Origin of the sequence: Pseudomaricurvus albidus (genome assembly GCF_018863235.1) — a bacterium.
Taxonomy (GTDB): Bacteria; Pseudomonadota; Gammaproteobacteria; order Pseudomonadales; family Cellvibrionaceae; genus Pseudomaricurvus; species Pseudomaricurvus albidus.
Map to the genome: position 1 here is coordinate 34,016 of NZ_JAHKRS010000005.1, position 19,076 is coordinate 53,091.

Below are 19,076 nucleotides of genomic sequence, written 5' to 3' on the forward strand. Positions count from 1 at the left end.
TTAAGCTGGCGCCACTTTTGTTACGGTTACTCTTCCGTCTTTGCTGCATGCATTTTTTGAATGACATTATGGTGAACTTGGAACAACCGCTATCTCGACAGAAGTAACTGCTTGAACAACGGGTTTTTGATCCTGATTAAGAAAGCCGTTAACAGGCAGTGCTATGCTGGGTGTGTTAAACCGTAGTTAATGAAAGGGCAGGGTTTAAAGTCGTCAGGTTGTTCTGACGTGAGTTCATTGAACCGCAATTGTGATTATTAGCCACCTCATGAAAAGGCCGGAGAGTCTGAGGATGATGGGGATTGCCTTGAGCATCCTTCATCGTGATATCCCTTTGTGATATCTAAGGAGACGCAGAGAATGGGCGAGAAGATCCCCACCGTAGAAGAACAGGCAGGTAGTGAAGAGGTTCGTTACCGTAAACTGTATGAGTCTGACGGGCGTATCTATACCCGTAAGATTTCCGGTTTTTATCAAAATATTCGCCGTTATACCGGCTTGCCTTTAATTGTGGGCTTTCTGCTCATGCCGTGGCTGGTAATCGATGATCGCCCGGCCATGTTGTTTGATTTGCCTGCCCGTAAATTCCATATTCTGTGGATGACCTTCTGGCCTCAGGACGGCATGTTATTGGCCTGGTTGCTGATCATTGCCGCATTTACCTTGTTCACCGTAACGGTTCTGGTGGGGCGGGTCTGGTGCGGTTTCACTTGTCCGCAAACCGTGTGGACCTTGATGTTTATATGGGCCGAACATTTTTGCGAAGGCGATCGCAATAAAATGATGAAGCTCGACAAGCAGGCCTGGAGTCTGGAAAAGGTGCTTCGCAAAGGCAGTAAACACTTTTTGTGGATACTCATTGCCTTTATTACCGGGGCCACCTTTGTTGGATATTTTACGCCGATACGGGAGTTGCTGATTGGCTTTTGGCCCTCTATTGCCGATTCCGGTTTCGTCACTTTCTCCGTAAGTCCCGTAGCAGCATTCTGGACGTTGTTTTTTACCTTTATGACGTATATGAATGCTGGCTGGTTGCGTGAGCAGGTGTGCAAGTACATGTGTCCTTATGCTCGCTTCCAGTCAGTGATGTACGACACGGACACATTGGCGGTACATTACGATAAAGCTCGTGGCGAAAGCCGTGGGCCGCGCAAACCCAACGAGGACTATAAAGCCGCCGGCAAGGGAGACTGTATCGATTGCTCCTGGTGTGTGCAGGTTTGTCCGGTGGATATCGATATCCGCGATGGTTTGCAGTATGACTGTATCAACTGTGGTCTGTGTGTCGATGCCTGTAATCAGGTAATGGACAAGATGGGTTACGAGCGCGGCTTGATTCGTTACACCTCTGAAGACGAGCTGGAACATGGCAAGACGAAGTTTTTACGTCCACGTCTGTTCGGTTATGTGGCTGCGGTCATCGTTATGATATCCACTTTTGTGTATACCGTTGAGACCCGAGAGCCGGTTTCTGTGGATGTGATTCGTGATCGTGGCGCACGCATGTACCGCTTGTCCGGCGATCAGGTGCAAAATGTCTATACCGTAAAGATCAATAACATGGATCGTCATGCGCACAGTTATGACATTGCGGTGGAAGGCGATGCAGACTTCCGAATCCGCGGTTATCGGGCTATGCAGCTGGAAGAGGGTGAGATCTTTACTATGCCGGTGAGGGTTTCTGTGCCGAAAGACCAGCTCGAATCCTCCAAAAATACCATTTACATCATTGTTACGGCCAAGGGTGATAAAACCATCACTGCCCGTGAAAAGACCAGTTTTATCGGGCCACATGTTGAGGAGTAATGTCTGCGGCCGAAGTCATTGTGAGTGAAACGTAAAGTTCGGTTCGGAAATCGTCAGGGTGGGGTTGTCAGTGCTAGAATGGCGCCCCGCCGGATCGCTGCGAAGCTCCGGATAACGTACTGATAGTGACAGAAACAAGTGTTATGACTGATAAAAACCTCAATGGTAAAGACGAAGGCCCCTGGTACAAGCAGTTCTGGGCCTGGTTTGTCTTTGCGCCGCTGTTGATTATTATGGCCATCTGGGTGCCTTTTCTGACGATCATCGTCAAAGGTGCTGACGATACGGTATTGGATAATTACTACAAAGAAGGCCGCATGATTAATCAGCGGGTTGATCAAGACCGGCATGCACGGGAGTTGGGGCTGTCAGGAACCTTGCGGGTGGATCAGGAGGTGGGGGATGTGATTCTTACTATCTCCAGCACCAGTCCGGACTACACTTTGCCCGCAAAGCTGGAACTCTATTTCGATCACCCCATGGAGGCCGATTACGATACCTCTCTGGTGTTGCATGAGGTCATTCCCGGTCGTTATCAGGGGGAGTTGGATCGCCGCCTGATTGATCGCTGGTATGTGCGATTGACCTCTGTTCCGGTGAAGACTGCTGAACTGGGAGCTGCCGCACCAGAGCTGGAAGACTGGCGTGTGATTGGTGAGCTGGATCTGGCAAAAGGCTCCAGCATGACATTTGGTGGCGATGAGTGAGTTCAGTGGATCAGGGTTGTTTCCACTGTGGGCTGGATGTTCCGCCCCATACACACCTGTCCCTGGATATTGATGGGCAGCCCAGACGCTTCTGTTGTTTGGGGTGTCAGGCTGTGGCGTCTGCAATTGTGGATGGCGGCCTGCAAAATTTCTACCGGTATCGTACCGATAACAACCCCCGTCCCAATGAGCAGAGCGTTAATTTCGCGGTCTATGACCTGCCCGACGTGCAGCAGGAATTCGTCTATTCCTCTGGGGATAAAGCAGCCTCCGATTCTGTAAAACAGGCCCAGCTTCTTTTGGAGGGCATCAGCTGCGCGGCTTGTGTCTGGTTGATCGAACATCATTTGGGCAAGCTGGCGGGTGTGAAGTCCGTTAGGGTGAACGCCACCACGCATCGCTGTTTGGTGAGTTGGGATGCTGCCCAGTTACAGCTCAGCGAAATCATGTCTGAGTTGGCTCACATCGGTTATCACCCCATTCCAGCCACGCAAGATCAGCATCAACAGCTCAGAGAAAAAGAAAATCGCACCGCCCTGATGCGCCTGGCGATTGCCGGTTTTGGCATGATGCAGGTAGGTATGGTTGCTGTCGCTCTCTACAGTGGTGCCGATGCCGGTTGGCAGGTCTATTTGCGCTGGTTGAGCCTGCTGATTACCACACCCGTGGTCTTTTTCAGTGCCAAACCTTTCTTTGCTGCTGCCAAACGTTCACTGCTGACTCGTCATCTGACGATGGATGTGCCGGTGTCTCTGGCCATTGGCGGTGCTTATATCGCCAGCTGCTGGGCGACCGTCTTTGGCGGTGGAGAAGTCTATTTTGATTCGGTATCGATGTTTACCTTCTTTCTGTTGTGGGGTCGATACCTTGAGATGCGGGCACGACATCGCAACGGTATTGATACCGACCGTTTGGCCCAGCTTCTGCCGGCGACGGCTACCCGAAGGTCTGAAGACGGAGAGTGGCTGGCTGTTCCCCTGAAACAAATTCGTGCAGGGGACCGTGTTCTGGTGGCCAGCGGTACCAGTGTTCCCTGTGACGGGCGTGTTCTGGATGGTCACAGCAGTGTGGTGGAGACCCTGCTTACTGGTGAGCCGGATGCGGTGGAAAAAAACGTCGGAGATCTGGTGATCGCCGGTACCCTGAATACCGACAGTGCCTTACAAATCGAAGTGACAGCGACCGGGCAAAATACCCGATTGTCGGCTATTGAGCGCCTGGTTGAGCAAGCGCAACAGGATAAGCCCACTCAGGTGGCGCTGGCGGATAAGTTGGCTGGCTATTTTGTGGCAGCCGTTTTGGTGGTGTCAGCGCTGGTGGCCCTGATCTGGTGGCAGATTGATGCCAGTCATGCTTTTTGGGTCACTTTATCGGTCTTGGTTGTGACCTGTCCCTGTGCGCTTTCTTTGGCGTCACCGACAGCTCTCACTGCGGCAGTATCCTGGCTGCGTCAGCATGGCCTGTTGATTACTCGCGGACACGTACTGGAAGGATTGCCTAAAGTTCAGCGAGTGATTTTTGATAAAACCGGAACCCTCACCATGGGGGCTCCACAGGTGGTAGAAATTCGGAGTGTCAGTGGTCAGACCGAAAGCGATGCCCCGCTGACGGATCAGCAGAAACAGCATTATCTGAATGTGTGTGCCGCACTGGAAACCGGCTCTACCCACCCGATCGCCCAGGCCTTCAAGCCATATTCGGACTCGGGCGTTACGGCTACTGGAGTGCGTCAGATCACCGGCGAAGGGGTGTCAGGCAAGATCGCCGGGGAACAATATGCCCTCGGCAAACCTGACTTTGTGTGTGGCGACCTGGTGTTGCCGGAAGTTGAAGGGCAGTGGTTGTTACTGGGTAGAGAAGGGGATCCTCTCGCCTGGATTCGACTGCAGGACCGCTTGCGCGACAGTGCACAACCCATGATTGCGGCTTTGCAGTCGCGGGGTTTATCGGTTGAGTTGCTCAGTGGGGATGGTGAGTCCGAAGTGGGACGGGTGGCGAACGAACTGGGCTTTAGCCATTGGCAGGCCAGACAAAACCCCGATCAGAAATTGGCGTATATCCAGCAATTGCAGGAGCAGGGTGAAAAAGTCCTGATGGTCGGTGACGGGATCAATGATGTGCCGGTGCTCAGTGGTGCTTTTGTATCTGTCGCAATGGGTGGCGCGACTGATCTGGCACAGACTCGCGCTGACAGCGTTCTGCTCGGCAGTGATCTGATGGCCCTTGAAAGGGCTTTTGAGTGCGCTATCCTTACTCGGCGTGTAATTCGTCAGAACCTGTTCTGGGCTCTGTGTTACAACGTCACTGCTTTGCCCTTGGCCGCTGCCGGTCTTGTTCCTCCCTGGGCTGCGGCAATCGGTATGTCGGCCAGCTCTCTGGTGGTGGTCGGGAATGCCCTGCGTATCAGTCGTCGAAAATCCAGTTAATAAAATTCATTTGCATTTGAGAGTGACTGACGCGATGATTTCCTGGGATCCTGAATTGGGGGGGTAATCCCCACCTCAACAACTTCAGTTGTGTGGGAGAGCCAAAATCCCCCGATTCACCGCTGGGGGGGCAACATCCAGGCAGCCAGCTCAATGAAGAGGTTACCTACTGGACGCTGGGTGGCAGACGCGAGAGAATAGCGTCTGCGACAATTTGTCCTATAGGAAATTCAGTGGAAAGCCTTTATCTTCTTGTCCCGATCGCCATCATCTTTCTGGTTCTCGCTGTCAGAGTGTTGTATTGGGCTGTTAACAACGGTCAGTATGACGATCTGGATACAGAGGGGCGCAGAATTCTCTTTGACGACGAGCCCAAGGCTTCGGACAAGTCTTCCCTGAGTAAGTCAAAGAGTGATGCCGGTGAGTCCAAGTCCGGGGCAACGTCTGAAAAAGACTGACCCTCACGCTCTTTTCCTATCTTTACCGGGTTTATATCTTGCTAGCTTATCTATCATCACCTGACATACTTCCTTATATTTCGGCTTTTATCATTGGTTTTCTGGGTGGTGGTCACTGCATTGGCATGTGCGGTGGCATTATGGCTGCTCTGAGTTTTTCCGTTCCTGCCACCGAACCAGCGCGGCGCTGGCGTATCTTACTGTCCTACAATATGGGAAGAGTGGGCAGCTATACACTGATTGGTGCCATGGCTGGTGTGTTGGGATATCAGATTTCAACAGGCCAAGGCCTTAGTGTGTTACGTGTCATCGCGGGTTTGCTATTGATTGCCATGGGTCTGTATCTGGCAAATTGGTGGCGCGGGCTGACCTATCTGGAAAAAGTCGGTGGTGTGCTGTGGAAACGTATCCAGCCCCTGGGCAACAGTTTGATGCCGGTTAAAAACAGTGGTTCAGCTCTGTTGTTGGGTGCGCTGTGGGGTTGGCTGCCCTGTGGTCTTGTGTACACCGCTCTCGCTTATGCTTTGTCTCAGGCTTCGGTGGCCGGTGCTGCAGGTGTGATGCTGATGTTTGGTCTGGGAACTTTGCCGGCGGTTCTGGCCAGCGGTGTCTTCGCGGAACGTATCAAGGCGGTCATGCAGAAAAAAGGGCTGCGTACCACCATGGCTATACTGATCATGGTATTTGGAATCTGGACACTGTGGGGCACGGTACAGCACAGTTTACACTCCCAGCATGAGAGCCATAATGGGCATGTCGAATCAGGCTCTGAATCAAACATGATGGATCATGACAGTCATCAGGCACCGATGGATGATTCAATGCCGCCTTCGGGAGATGATTCACACAGTCATCATTGAAACTTTATTTTTATAACGATCCATTTGAATTTTTTGGTCTGAATCCCCACATTTGAATTTCTGAAATCAATACAGGAGAACCCCCATGCGTTTGCTACACACCATGCTTCGTGTCGGTAATCTGAAAGAATCCATCGATTTTTACACCAATATCATGGGGATGGATCTGCTGCGTCAGAGCGATCACCCCGATGGCAAGTTCACGCTGGCATTTCTCGGGTACGGGAAAGAGTCGGAAAATACCGTATTGGAGCTGACCCATAACTGGGATACTGACAGCTACGATCTGGGTAATGCTTACGGTCATATTGCCATCGAAGTGGACGATGTCTACGAGGCTTGCGAGCGCATTCGGGCCGGTGGCGGCAAGGTTGTTCGCGAAGCGGGTCCTATGAAGCACGGCAGCACTGTACTGGCGTTTGTTGAAGATCCTGACGGCTATAAAATTGAGCTGCTAGGAGCCAAGTAATCTATCCACGCCAGAGAATAAAAGCAGCAAACCAGAAAACTATTGTCTAAAGTTTATACAGGAACGGGCTGTGCCGGCACGTCGGGGTGCAGTCCCAATTCATGTTACAAGGCAAGGACTGGACGGTGCAGAGAAACCTTATTGGGAGGTTTCCTCACCAGGGAGAAGCCTGATGTCAGAGCATGTCGCCAGAGAGCCGCTTCTGGAAGTGGAAAAAGTACTGCCGATACTGGATAAAATATCCATCTTTGGCGGTTTGACGGAGTCCCAGCTGTATCAAATCTTTAAACGCCTGAAACTGGTGCATTACCAGGCCGGCGAAACCATCTTCAGGGAAGGTGACAGCGCCTCCTACATCTACATCATTGAGACCGGCAAGGTCGATCTGGTGTTTGATGTAGCCGGGCAACCAATGTTGAAGGCCGAGCTTGAACCGGGCACCTGTTTTGGGGAAACCTCGGTGATAGGCATTCAGCCGCATTCAGCCACCACCATCGCGATGGAAAAGACCGATCTGCTGGTGCTTTCCGGTGAAGCATTGGATGAAATGTATCAGTCCGACAAAGAGTTGTTCGCCATGCTGATACTCAATATTGCCCGCGAGTCCTGCCGTCGCTTGTGTAAAACCAATCTCAAATTGCGCAGCTATCTCGTGCGTTATCCGCAAGCAGCGGGCGACGGCATTATTAAATATTGATGTGCCCATGACGTCCGGAGCAGGGGTTTTGCCAATTCAACTGTAGATGTCTGTACCCGGGCTTATTGTTGCCACTGTGTCTTCACGATTGATTAAAAAGTGGCCAAGGCTTGGAGCAGCTCGGCCGATCTGCTAGTATTCCCGCCTTTTTTACCGTCCCATGTGGCTTCTTCTGCCAAGAGATTTCAATGTTTAAGTTAATTACCTCAGAACAAAATAACGTCAAGAATGACATGCTTTCCGGTATGACCGTGGCGCTGGCGCTGGTACCCGAAGCGGTTGCTTTTGCCTTTGTTGCCGGTGTGGAACCTATGGTGGGTCTCTATGCGGCCTTTATGATGGGTTTGCTGACATCGATTTTTGGTGGACGTCCGGGAATGATTTCCGGTGCAACCGGCGCTACTGCAGTGGTTATGGTATCGCTGGTGGCTGTTCACGGCGTGCAGTACCTGTTCGCCGCGGTGGTACTTGCCGGTGTCATCCAGATATTGGCGGGGGTCTTCAAACTGGGCAAGTTTATCCGGATGGTGCCTCACCCGGTGATGCTGGGCTTTGTGAACGGTTTGGCCATTGTGATTTTTCTCGCTCAACTCGGTCAGTTCAAGATCGAAACCAGCGATGGCGTGATGGCCTGGATGCAGGGTGAAATGCTGTACACCATGGGCATCCTGATTTTTGCCACCATGATGATCATGCATTTTCTGCCTAAATTGACCACCGCCATTCCTTCTGGTCTGGTGGCCATCGTGGTGATTACCCTGGTGGTTGTCGGATTGGATCTGGAGGCGCGTACCGTCATTGATTATGTTCGCGATATGCTGCCGGCTGACAAGGCTGCGGATGCGACGCTGAAGGGTGAGCTGCCAAGCTTTGCGATTCCTATGGTGCCTTTCACTTGGGAAACGCTGATGATTATTCTGCCGTTCTCTGTCGTGATCGCGGCCATTGGTCTGATTGAATCCCTGCTGACGATGTCTCTGATTGATGAACTGACGGATACCCGTGGTCAGGGTAATCGCGAATGTATCGGTCAAGGTATTGCCAATACCACCAACGGTTTCTTCGGCGGTATGGGTGGTTGTGCGATGATCGGCCAGTCGATGATTAACATCAATTCCGGCGGCCGCGGACGTCTGTCCGGGATTACCGCAGCGCTGGTTCTGCTGGCATTTATCCTGTTTGGCGCAGCGTATATTGAAATGATCCCGCTGGCAGCGCTGGTGGGTATTATGTTTATGGTGGTTCTGGGAACTTTCGAGTGGTCCTCATTCCGAATCATGCGCAAGGTGCCATTTACTGATGCGATGGTGATTGTTCTGGTATCCGGCGTGACGGTTTTCTTTGATCTGGCGATTGCGGTCGTTGTGGGTGTGATCGTGTCTGCTTTGGTGTTTGCCTGGAAACACGCACAACATATTCAGGCGGATATCTCCTTTGATGAGAAGGGGCAGAAAATCTACGATCTGCGCGGTCCGATCTTCTTCGGCTCGGTCAGCAACTTCAAGGAATTGTTTGATATCCCTAACGATCCTGAGCATGTGGTTATCGAGTTCAAGCGCTCGCGCATCAGTGATCACTCCGGTATTGAGGCTCTGGATACCCTGGCCGAGAAGTACAAGGCTCATGGCACTACTCTGCATTTGCGTCATCTGAGCCCCGAGTGTCGCCAGTTGCTGAAAAAAGCCGGTAGCCTGTGCGAAGTCAATGTACTGGAAGACCCTAAATACCACGTGGCAACAGACGTTCTGGGCGGGTAATTCCCGCCTTTGGCTGGCCCCCGCTCAGGGGGCTAATAGCCTAATGATTTAACCTTTTCCGGTTTAGAGTATTCTGCTCTTAACTCCCCGGACTGTTCTTCTCCGAACTATACTTTCTCTACCTAAAAGAGGAGGTATGGCTATGAACTTTCTCCCGACAGAAACCTATTTGGCTGAGCACCAGATGAAGTTTGATACACTGGTGCATCCGCAGTCTTTCACTTCCATGCAAACAGCCCATTCGGCACATATTTCACCATCCAGTCTGGTGAAATCGGTGGTGCTCTGGAATGGCGATCATTACATCATGTGCCTGCTGCCGGCTTCCCATGTGCTGGTTTTAAACTGGGTGGATCGGGAAACCGGGCACAAGCACCGTCTGGCGACAGAAAATGAGGTCCAGCGTTTACTGAAAGGCTGTGAGCCAGGTGCTGTGCCGGCGTTGGGGCAGGCTTTTGATGTACCAGTGCTTTGGGATCACTGCCTGACCAAGCTGGATGAAGCCTACTTTGAAGCCGGTGATCATAAACGGTTGATTCACATGGCCGGGGATGAATTTCGCTCCCTGCTGGATCAGGATTGTGCGATTACCTTGAGCTGCACACCGGATACTGTGGAGTATTATCAGTACATTCACTAATGCTGTGTCTGTGAAGCTGGTCGTCTCTTGCTTGGCGGAAATGGGTAAGAGCTTGTGGCCGGGGGATTCAGTTCCCACTTTGTGTTGAATGTCGTCTGTGGGATGGCATTCAGGCAGCATCGAGTCGTGCCAGCCTCGTCAGCTTTCAGATTTACCTGTTACACTGTCTTCTCATTTGAATGGAAGCTTGGGGAGGCGTTCACTGATGAAGACCCTGTACTGGCACGATTATGAAACCTGGGGAGAGGTGCCTGCGAAGGACCGGCCTTCACAGTTCGCCGGCATTCGCACCGATGAAGACCTCAATATCATTGGCTCACCACTGGTTATCTATTGCAAGCCAACCCGAGACGTTTTGCCCAAGCCTGAAGCCTGCCTGGTTACCGGGTTGTCTCCACAAAAGGCTTTGGCTGAAGGTCTGTCTGAGCCTGAATTCATTGCTGCCATACACGCAGAGCTCTCCATGCCGGGCACTTGCGGGGTTGGTTACAATACTCTGCGCTTCGATGATGAAGTGACTCGCTATACCCTGTACCGCAATTTTTATGATCCCTATGAACGTGAGTGGCGCAACGGCAATTCGCGTTGGGATATTATCGACATGGTACGCCTGACGAGAGCCCTGCGCCCCGAGGGTATTGAGTGGCCTAATCACGAGGATGGCAAACCCAGTTTTAAACTGGAGCACATTACCGCGGCCAACGGCATCGGGCATGAGGCTGCCCACGATGCGTTATCGGATGTACATGCGACCATTGCCGTGGCAAAGCTGATTAAAGAGCGGCAACCAGCCCTGTACGATCATATTTATCAGTTGCGTAATAAACGCAAGGTGGCCGAGCTGATCGACCTGGTGAATCGTAAGCCTCTGTTGCATATCTCTTCCATGTTTCCGGCGGAAAATGGCTGCGCTGCCATTGTTGCACCACTGGCCATGCACCCAACCAATAAAAACGCCGTCATTGTGTGCAATTTGTCCGTCGATCCGCAGGCATTAATCAATTTGTCGGCAGAGGAAATCACCCAAAAACTCTATACCCGCACGGAAGATTTGGCTGAAGGCGAAGAGCGTATTCCTCTGAAACTGGTGCACCTGAATAAATGTCCGGTTCTGACAACCGTCAAATTGCTGGATGATAAAGCCGCCAGCCGGCTCAACATCGATAAGACTCTGTGCGAACAGCATTGGCATCAGTTGAAAACCGTCAATTTAAAAGACAAATTGCATCAGGTGTTCGCCAATTCAAATTTTGAGCCCTCACCCGATCCAGAGCAGCAACTGTACGGCGGTTTTCTGAAAGACGCTGACAAACAGACTTGTGAACGTGTTCGCTCCGCCACTGCTGAACAGTTTGCCAATCAGAATTTTGTTTTCGAGGACGCACGTTTAACGGCGATGTTATTCCGCTATCGCGCGCGCTACTACCCTGAAACTCTGACAGAAGACGAGCGTCAGGAGTGGGAAAATTGGCGTCACGAGTGGTTGACGAACCCGGAGATGGGGGCAGGTATTACGCTGTCGGAATTGTCCCAGAGAGTTGCCAATATTCGGCAGGAACGGGAGTTAACAGAGCAGCAGCAACAATTACTGACAGACCTTGAGACCTACGCGGCTGATCTGCTGTAGATTGTTTTGGTAGACGTTGATAAGAGAATCACTGTAGATGAGTCGTGAAAGAGTATTGATTCTGGTTGATGTGCAAAACATCTACTACACCTCCCGCCAGGTGTACGGTCAAAATTTTAACTACAATGCTTTCTGGGCGCAGGTGAGTCAGGATTATCAGATCCATAAAGCCATAGCTTACGCCATTGACCGGGGCGATACACAGCAGAGGCAGTTTCAGAATATTCTGCGGGCTATCGGGTTTGAGGTGAAACTCAAACCCTATATTCAACGCAGTGATGGTTCTGCCAAAGGGGATTGGGACGTAGGCATTGCAGTCGATGCTCTGGATTATGCAGAGCAGGTCAATCGCGTCATTCTGGTTTCTGGTGATGGTGATTTCGATGTGCTGGTAGCTCGATTGCAGGCGAAGTTTGGTGTTGCTGTCGATGTCTATGGTGTTGAATCCCTGACAGCCGCCTCCTTGATTGCTTCTGCAACAAACTTTTATCCGATTGATGAACCTCTTTTGTTGGCCCGCTGAAGGTTGTCCAACGTCATTGCCATATTAAGGTAAAGCTGTCTTCTTTTTGCACAAAACGCGAAACTCTTATCCTTCTACTATACTTTGTCCTGAGGCTGAAGAAGGGAGTGACAGGGGCTTTCAAGGTTCTTTGATCTTCAGGTTTGTTCGAAACGGTCACGCTTAATGTGGGCGGTACTCTGTCATAGGGACGTGTTGTTCGTTCTCTGTGTGATTTGATAATTCTAAAAACGAGGTGAAAGTATGGATGTGTCAGCGTTGATTATCATGCTCGCAATAGGAGCAGTGGCAGGTTGGTTGGCGGGAAATCTGATGGCCGGAGGCGGTTTTGGTCTGCTGGGAAACATTGTCGTTGGTATTGTCGGAGCCGTCATTGGTGGTTTCCTGTTTAGTTTTTTAGGCATATCGGCAGGCGGCTTGATTGGCTCGATCATTACGGCCACGGTGGGTGCCGCCGTGCTCTTGTTTGTTGTGGGGCTTATCAAGAAATGACGAATCTAAGAGTCGCTTGAGTGTGACGTGTAACGCAAGAGTACTAAAAACAAAAAAAGCCGCATCAAGCGGCTTTTTTTTGTTTCTGGATAATTTTTTTCTTGCGGTTTCATCAGGTTGGTGCACTCGAATGTTCGTGTGCGGTAAAGAGACACGAACATTCCAGTGACAATCACACCAAGTCAAAGCGGTCTGCATTCATTACCTTGTTCCAGGCGGCAATGAAGTCATGAACAAACTTCTCTTTGGAATCGTCCTGGGCATAAACTTCCGCCAACGCCCGTAACTGGGAGTTGGATCCGAAAATCAAATCAACCCGACTGCCCGTCCATTTGAGATCGCCGGTTTTACGATCCCGTCCTTCGAAAACATCCTGATCTTGTGTGGCTTTCCACTCGGTGTTGATGTCGAGAATATTCACAAAGAAGTCGTTGGTGAGTGTTTCCGGAGACGTGGTTAAGACACCATGTTGGGTTTGTCCGGTGTTAGCATTTAACACTCGCATCCCCCCGACCAGTACCGTCATCTCCGGAGCCGTCAGCGTCAGCAGTTGTGCTTTGTCCACCAACAACTCTTCGGCAGAGACGCTGTACTTGGCTTTAAGGAAGTTGCGGAATCCATCCGCCGCTGGCTCAAGAGGAACAAAGGAATCTACATCGGTTTGCTCTTGGGAGGCATCCACGCGACCAGGAATAAACGGCACATCGATGTTGTGCCCGGCATCCAGGGCGGCTTTTTCAACAGCTGCGCACCCGCCCAAAATGATCAGGTCGGCAAGGGAAACAGATTTGCTGGATTGCCCACTATTGAATTCAGATTGAATACCTTCCAGTACTTTAAGGACTTTGGCCAGCTGGTCCGGTTGGTTCGCTGCCCAGTCTTTTTGCGGAGCCAGACGAATGCGAGCGCCATTAGCACCACCTCGCATATCAGAGCCACGGAAGGTGGACGCGGAAGCCCAGGCCGTAGACACCAGCTCGCCGATGGAGAGTCCGGAAGCGAGTAATTTGTTTTTCAGAGAGTCGATGTCCCGATCATCAATCAGCTCATGATCGACTTTCGGCAATGGGTCTTGCCAGATCAGTTCTTCTGAGGGCACTTCGGGGCCAAGGTAGCGGGACACTGGACCCATATCCCTGTGAGTGAGCTTGTACCAGGCGCGGGCAAATGCATCGGCAAACTCTTCCGGGTTTTCATGGAAATGCTTACAGATTTTACGGTATGAAGGGTCTTCGCGCATGGCCATGTCAGCGGTCGACATCATGATCGGCATGCGTTTTGACGGGTCTTCCGCATCCGGGGCCATATCCTCGTCTTTCAGGTTTTTGGGCTGCCACTGTTGGGCACCGGCCGGACTCTTGGTCAATTCCCATTCATAGCCGAATAAAACATCCAGATAGCTCATGTCCCAGGTCGTTGGGGTCGGCGTCCAGGCGCCTTCCAGGCCGCTGGTAATGGTGTCGCTGCCTTTGCCGCTGGCATAATCGTTTTTCCAGCCGAGCCCCATTTCTTCAATGGGGGCAGCTTCCGGTTCGGGACCCACATAAACGTCGGGATCGGCTGCACCGTGTGCTTTACCAAAGGTGTGACCACCACAGGTCAGCGCTGCAGTTTCGTAATCGTCCATGGCCATACGGGCGAAGGTTTCGCGAATGTCCCTGGCGGATGCCAGAGGATCCGGGTTGCCATCAGGGCCTTCAGGGTTCACGTAAATCAGGCCCATCTGAACGGCAGCCAAAGGATTGTCAAGCTCACGGTCACCAGAATAGCGGCTGTTTGGTTTGTCACTGGTCGCCAGCCATTCTTCTTCGGCGCCCCAGTTGACATCTTCTTCGGGTTCCCAGATATCTTCCCGTCCACCGGCGAAGCCGAAAGTTTTAAAACCCATGGATTCCAGCGCGCAATTGCCGGTCAGAATCATCAGGTCTGCCCAGGAAATCTTGTTGCCGTATTTTTGCTTGATGGGCCACAGCAGGCGACGAGCTTTATCGAGACTGGCGTTGTCGGGCCAGCTGTTGAGTGGAGCAAAACGCTGGGAGCCAGAGCCTGCGCCGCCACGACCATCACCAATACGGTAGGTGCCGGCACTGTGCCAGGCCATACGGATGAAGAAAGGACCATAATGGCCGTAGTCGGCTGGCCACCAGTCCTGCGAATCCGTCATTAAATCGTAAAGATCTTTCTTCAGGGCTTTGAAATCAAGTTTCTTAAACTCTTCTGCATAATTGAAACGTTCGCCCATTGGGTTGCAGGCCGAAGAGTTTTGATGAAGGATTTTTAAATTGAGCTGGTTTGGCCACCAGTCTTGATTGGCTGTACCTCTGTCACTCACCTGTGTACGTGAACCGTGCATTACCGGGCACTTGCCGCTGTTCTGACTACCGCTCATAACAATCTCCATATGGGTTATGTTCAAGGTATTACTGTTATATCAATGTCGAGGCGTTACCTGAAATTGTGTGTTTTGAGTTGTTCAATAGTTTTAATAAATGAGTTTACAAAGTTTTAATCAATTTAGTTCATTAATACGGTGGATTACGGTCAATACAGTTTGGCGCATGATTTAAACTTTTACCTAATTTGGAGAGGTAAATATGTGCAATTGACGGCACTTTTCAGCGTTATCTGCCGTTTTTTGGCGAATGGTGGTGTGTAGTCTAGTCTAAAGGTGGTTTGTCGGTAGATCGTAGTTCGGGGCTGTGCAGGGATTGAATGCCAACGTCGAGATTGTTCAGGTAAACCAAATCAACTTTGACGATTCGACGCATACAAAAGGAAAAGAATCATGACATTAGCCAAAAAGCTGGGTGCGGAGTTTATAGGAACATTCTGGTTGGTCCTGGGCGGGTGTGGCAGTGCGGTGTTGGCGTCGGCATTCCCCGATGTGGGGATTGGTCTGCTGGGCGTGGCGCTGGCGTTTGGTTTGACGGTGTTAACCATGGCGTTTGCAATCGGTCATATCTCCGGTTGCCATTTAAACCCCGCTGTCTCCTTTGGTTTGTGGATGGGGGGACGGTTTCCGCTGGCAGAATTGTTGCCGTACATTTTTGCGCAAGTGTTGGGCGGTTTGTTGGGGGCCTCCATTTTGTACGTGATTGCAACGGGTCAGGCGGGTTTCGATGTAACCGCAGGTTTTGCTTCCAATGGCTATGGTGAGCACTCTCCTGGTGGATACAGTTTAACGGCTGCATTGACATCGGAAGTGGTCATGACCTTTATGTTTCTGATTGTCATTTTGGGAGCCACCGATAAGCGAGCCCCTCAGGGCTTTGCGCCTATTGCCATCGGTTTGGCGCTGACGCTGATTCATTTGATCAGTATTCCGGTGACCAACACCTCAGTGAATCCTGCCCGCAGTACTGGTGTGGCGGTGTTTCAGGGAAGTTGGGCGCTGTCACAATTGTGGTTGTTCTGGATCGCTCCCATCGTTGGCGCCGTACTCGCAGGGTTGGTGTATCGCTGGTTTGATGACGATTAGTCCTTAATTTTAACGCTATCAAAGCGCTGACAGAGCCAGCCTGGTCTGTTGCTGACTGAAGTCATTGTTCTTTTTGTGGTTGGGCGACCAGCCAAGAATAAAACGTTGAAAGTCAGCCCAGGCGAAGGGAAACAGGGCGCGCCACTCGCATTCCAGCTCATCGAGATTAAGGTCTTTTGCCGGTGAGTTGGCTGCCGCTTCCCGCAGAGCAAGAAAATACTCGTTCAGTAATGTTGGGCAGTATTTCTCACACTCTGTCTCTGTGAGACAGCTGCCGAGGAAATACACCACATCCTTCATACCGCAACCGCCGCCCACATACTGAAAATCTACGGCTGCGACCTTTTGGCCATCTTCGCTGAAGCAGAAGTTGGCAACCTTTGCATCGCCGTGGACAAGTGTCTTGTACTGGCATTGGTGAAGCCGTTGATCGATGACAAAAGCGTTTTGTTTGAGCGCTCCGTCTGTCATTTTATCCAGTTCATCAGGCCGGGTGTCCAGATGCCAGTAACTTCCCTTGGGCCATAATCCTTCCGGCCAGGATTCGGTTGGGGCGCGGGTTAAAAATCGGGCGTGAAAATTTGCCAGCCAGCGGAGGCAGACTTTGCTCTGTTGCGGTGATAGATCATCGGCTCTCAGGTAGTAACCACTGGCATCGAGGTCTTCCAGAATAATATAGGTTAGATGACGTTGATGATCGGTGAAGGTCCCATAGCAATGAGCCACTTTACAGGAGGTCTCGCAGAGGTTTGCCCACTCTCGATACCAGTGCGCCTCGACTTCGTAGGATTTCAGTTTGCGTTGATGTGACAGTGGGGTGTTCCAGCCTCTGGGGTGGTTGACCTGTTCCGGAGGCTGGATGGTTTTCACAACCACACTGGAGGGGCCGGTTGCCAATTTGGAGGAATAGTCCAGTCGAAAGCGTACAATGCTGCCATAACCGCTCCACAGTTCTTGCAGAGTTTCGACAGGATCTGCCTGATGTGCGCCCAGTAGCTGGGTCAGATGTGACTGTATATCCAACGTTGTCTATCCAGAAAAACGATGAGATTTCGTGGTGGTGTTTATAAAACCCTACAATAACATTCCAGCCATAAAAAAACGCCCCGGAGGGCGTTTTCCTGTATCTGTTTTAAGCAGATCTTATCGCGCTTCAGTCGGAGATGTTATTCGTCGCTCCACTTAAAGCCCTGATATTCATCGCGCAGGTCTTTCTTACTGATTTTGCCGGTGGCCGTGTGCGGCAGGGAGTCGACAAAGACACAATCCGCTGGAATCCACCACTTGGCAACCTTGCCTTCGAACCATTGCAGCATTTCTGCTTCGGTTATGGTTTCACCTTCTTTGATAATCGCCAGCAGCAGAGGACGTTCGGTCCACTTGTCGTGAGCGACACCAATCACCGCAGCTTCGGCAATTTTCGGGTGGTTGACGGCACAGTTTTCCAGGTCGATAGAAGAAATCCATTCGCCACCGGATTTGATCACGTCTTTGGTGCGGTCAGTGATCTGCATCATGCCGTCGGGTGACATGCAGGCCACATCACCGGTTTCAAACCAGCCGTTTGCGTCAGCGCCACCCTTATCCATTTTGTAATAGGATTGGGTAATCCAGGGACCGCGTACTTTCACTGAGCCGGAAGATTTACCGTCCCAGGGCAGCTCGTTGCCGTCTTCATCTTCGATGCGCATATCGACACCGAAGACAGGTCGTCCCTGTTTGAGTCGGTTTGCCATGAATTGATCTTCAGGCAGCTCCAGCTCTTTGGGGTTAGGTCGGTTGTAGGTGCCCAGAGGGCTCATTTCCGTCATGCCCCAAGCGGCCTGCACGTCCACATTGTGGTTTTTCTTGAACTGTTCAATGATAGTTTGAGGGCAGGCTGCGCCACCTACGGTAAGGCGCTGCAAGGAGGGGACCTTCTCACCGGACTTCTCCAGGTACTGCAGCAGTGCCAGCCAGACTGTGGGAACACCTGCCGAAGAGGTAATTTTGTGTTCGTTAATCAGTTTGCACAGTGTTTCACCGTCGCCCATTTTGGGGCCAGGCATGACCATCTTGGCGCCTACCATTGGGGCGGAGTATACAAGCCCCCAGCCATTGACGTGGAACATGGGCACGATGGGCATCACGACTTCACTGGCGGACAGATCCATGGCGTCGGGTAAGGCACTGGCGTAAACGTGCAGGATGGTTGAACGGTGATCGTAAACCACGCCTTTGGGGTTGCCGGTGGTGCCGGAGGTGTAGCACATGGCTGAAGCAGTATTTTCTGCCAGCTCTGGCCATTCAAAAGTATCGGGTTTGTCGGCAATCAGAGTTTCATAACACAGAGCATTTCGCAGAGTGGTCTCTGGCATGTGGGCTTCATCGGTCAGAACGATAAATGCCTCAACGTTGGGCATCAAATCCTGAATTTTTTCGATAATAGGCACAAAGGCGACATCGAGGAAAATCCAGCGGTCTTCGGCGTGATTAACGATAAATTCCAACTGTTCCGGAAAAAGACGCGGGTTGATGGTGTGGCAGACCATGCCAGAACAAGAAATAGCGTAATACAGCTCAAGGTGACGATAATCGTTCCATGCCAGAGTACCAATACAATCACCTTCTTTGGCGCCCAGACCTTGCAGGGCATTGGCCAGCTGGCGAACACGCTTGAAGGCGTCGCCATAGGTATAGCTATGGCAAGGGTTGTCGGCGGTCACGGATACGATTTCGGCCGCACTGTGTACTTTCTCTGCAAACGACATGAGTGACGTGATTGTCAGAGGGGCATTCATCATTGTGCTTTGCATTCGCTTTCTCTCGCAGTCAAGAAATGAGTGGCTAGCCAGGAAGGGTGACTGCTGGCACAGCCTGTGTCATTTGTACAAAGTGTTATGTATCTATTAGATATATATTTCTCATGGCAGTACAACTGCCTTCTCTCTCGGTCGCAGTATATTCAAACAAACGTTTAAATGGTAGGCGCAAAAAGATCAATTCGTGACCGCAGGTGATGCATCGGTCACGCAAGGGCAGCACCTGTGATCAATAGCGCACCCAGCAGTTTTATTCCTGCAATTTACCGACCAGAAGGCAGTTTTAGAAGGGTGTTGGATGCCATCTTGTGATGCCAGTCATTTTCACGGGATTA

The 19,076-nt window shown here is 51.3% G+C and carries 16 protein-coding genes; 13 read left to right on the top strand and 3 right to left on the bottom strand.

Translation table 11 applies throughout. From position 1 onward, the window contains the following. Positions 1-360 precede the first annotated feature (360 nt). The 12 genes from ccoG to KOI40_RS09935 all read left to right on the top strand — a co-directional run bounded on the left by ccoG (position 361) and on the right by KOI40_RS09935 (position 12,462). The gene (gene ccoG, locus KOI40_RS09880; RefSeq protein ID WP_216097351.1) at positions 361-1,806 is read left to right on the top strand and encodes a cytochrome c oxidase accessory protein CcoG; all 1,446 of its coding nucleotides are present in this window, start codon (positions 361-363) and stop codon (positions 1,804-1,806) included. A 143-nt stretch (positions 1,807-1,949) separates the two neighbouring features. Then, positions 1,950-2,513, top strand: coding sequence for a FixH family protein (locus KOI40_RS09885; RefSeq protein WP_216097352.1), 564 nt, complete (start codon positions 1,950-1,952; stop codon positions 2,511-2,513). After that, positions 2,510-4,939, top strand: coding sequence for a heavy metal translocating P-type ATPase (locus KOI40_RS09890; protein ID WP_216097353.1), 2,430 nt, complete (start codon positions 2,510-2,512; stop codon positions 4,937-4,939). Before KOI40_RS09885 ends, KOI40_RS09890 begins: the two co-directional genes overlap by 4 nt. Before the next feature lie 92 nt (positions 4,940-5,031). Then, positions 5,032-5,397 (top strand): cbb3-type cytochrome oxidase assembly protein CcoS, encoded by a 366-nt coding sequence (gene ccoS / locus KOI40_RS18650; protein WP_369413175.1) that lies wholly within the window; start codon positions 5,032-5,034, stop codon positions 5,395-5,397. A 38-nt stretch (positions 5,398-5,435) separates the two neighbouring features. Continuing rightward, the gene (locus tag KOI40_RS09900; RefSeq protein ID WP_233710174.1) at positions 5,436-6,257 is read left to right on the top strand and encodes a sulfite exporter TauE/SafE family protein; all 822 of its coding nucleotides are present in this window, start codon (positions 5,436-5,438) and stop codon (positions 6,255-6,257) included. 85 nt (positions 6,258-6,342) lie between these two features. Further along, on the top strand, positions 6,343-6,726 hold the full coding sequence (gloA, locus tag KOI40_RS09905; protein WP_216097354.1) for a lactoylglutathione lyase: 384 nt from the start codon (positions 6,343-6,345) through the stop codon (positions 6,724-6,726). A 172-nt stretch (positions 6,727-6,898) separates the two neighbouring features. Further along, complete coding sequence (locus tag KOI40_RS09910; protein ID WP_216097355.1) at positions 6,899-7,423, top strand: cyclic nucleotide-binding domain-containing protein; 525 nt, start codon at positions 6,899-6,901, stop codon at positions 7,421-7,423. 188 nt (positions 7,424-7,611) lie between these two features. Then, complete coding sequence (locus tag KOI40_RS09915) at positions 7,612-9,180, top strand: SulP family inorganic anion transporter (RefSeq protein ID WP_216097356.1); 1,569 nt, start codon at positions 7,612-7,614, stop codon at positions 9,178-9,180. Positions 9,181-9,322: 142 nt separating this feature from the next. Further along, positions 9,323-9,820: an aminoacyl-tRNA deacylase gene (locus KOI40_RS09920; RefSeq protein WP_216097357.1), complete on the top strand. Its 498-nt coding sequence runs from the start codon at positions 9,323-9,325 to the stop codon at positions 9,818-9,820. 205 nt (positions 9,821-10,025) lie between these two features. Continuing rightward, on the top strand, positions 10,026-11,447 hold the full coding sequence (gene sbcB / locus KOI40_RS09925) for an exodeoxyribonuclease I (protein WP_233710175.1): 1,422 nt from the start codon (positions 10,026-10,028) through the stop codon (positions 11,445-11,447). 37 nt (positions 11,448-11,484) lie between these two features. Next, positions 11,485-11,970: a LabA-like NYN domain-containing protein gene (locus KOI40_RS09930; RefSeq protein WP_216097358.1), complete on the top strand. Its 486-nt coding sequence runs from the start codon at positions 11,485-11,487 to the stop codon at positions 11,968-11,970. Between the two features lie 243 nt (positions 11,971-12,213). Further along, complete coding sequence (locus KOI40_RS09935; RefSeq protein ID WP_216097359.1) at positions 12,214-12,462, top strand: GlsB/YeaQ/YmgE family stress response membrane protein; 249 nt, start codon at positions 12,214-12,216, stop codon at positions 12,460-12,462. A 172-nt stretch (positions 12,463-12,634) separates the two neighbouring features. Here the strand turns inward: KOI40_RS09935 and katG are convergent, their stop codons facing one another. Further along, positions 12,635-14,851 carry a catalase/peroxidase HPI gene (gene katG / locus KOI40_RS09940; RefSeq protein WP_216097360.1) on the bottom strand — a complete coding sequence of 739 codons (2,217 nt, stop codon included), beginning with the start codon at positions 14,849-14,851 and terminating at the stop codon, positions 12,635-12,637. A 396-nt stretch (positions 14,852-15,247) separates the two neighbouring features. Here katG and aqpZ point away from each other — a divergent pair, with 396 nt between their 5' ends. Continuing rightward, a complete protein-coding gene (gene aqpZ / locus KOI40_RS09945) occupies positions 15,248-15,940 on the top strand; it encodes an aquaporin Z (protein WP_216097361.1) in 693 nt (230 codons plus the stop codon). 18 nt (positions 15,941-15,958) lie between these two features. On the opposite strand, the gene KOI40_RS09950 is transcribed toward aqpZ, so the two are convergent. Continuing rightward, the gene (locus KOI40_RS09950) at positions 15,959-16,963 is read right to left on the bottom strand and encodes a phosphotransferase (protein ID WP_216097362.1); all 1,005 of its coding nucleotides are present in this window, start codon (positions 16,961-16,963) and stop codon (positions 15,959-15,961) included. A 143-nt stretch (positions 16,964-17,106) separates the two neighbouring features. Continuing rightward, the gene (locus tag KOI40_RS09955; RefSeq protein ID WP_216097363.1) at positions 17,107-18,735 is read right to left on the bottom strand and encodes a long-chain-fatty-acid--CoA ligase; all 1,629 of its coding nucleotides are present in this window, start codon (positions 18,733-18,735) and stop codon (positions 17,107-17,109) included. Positions 18,736-19,076: the final 341 nt, after the last annotated feature.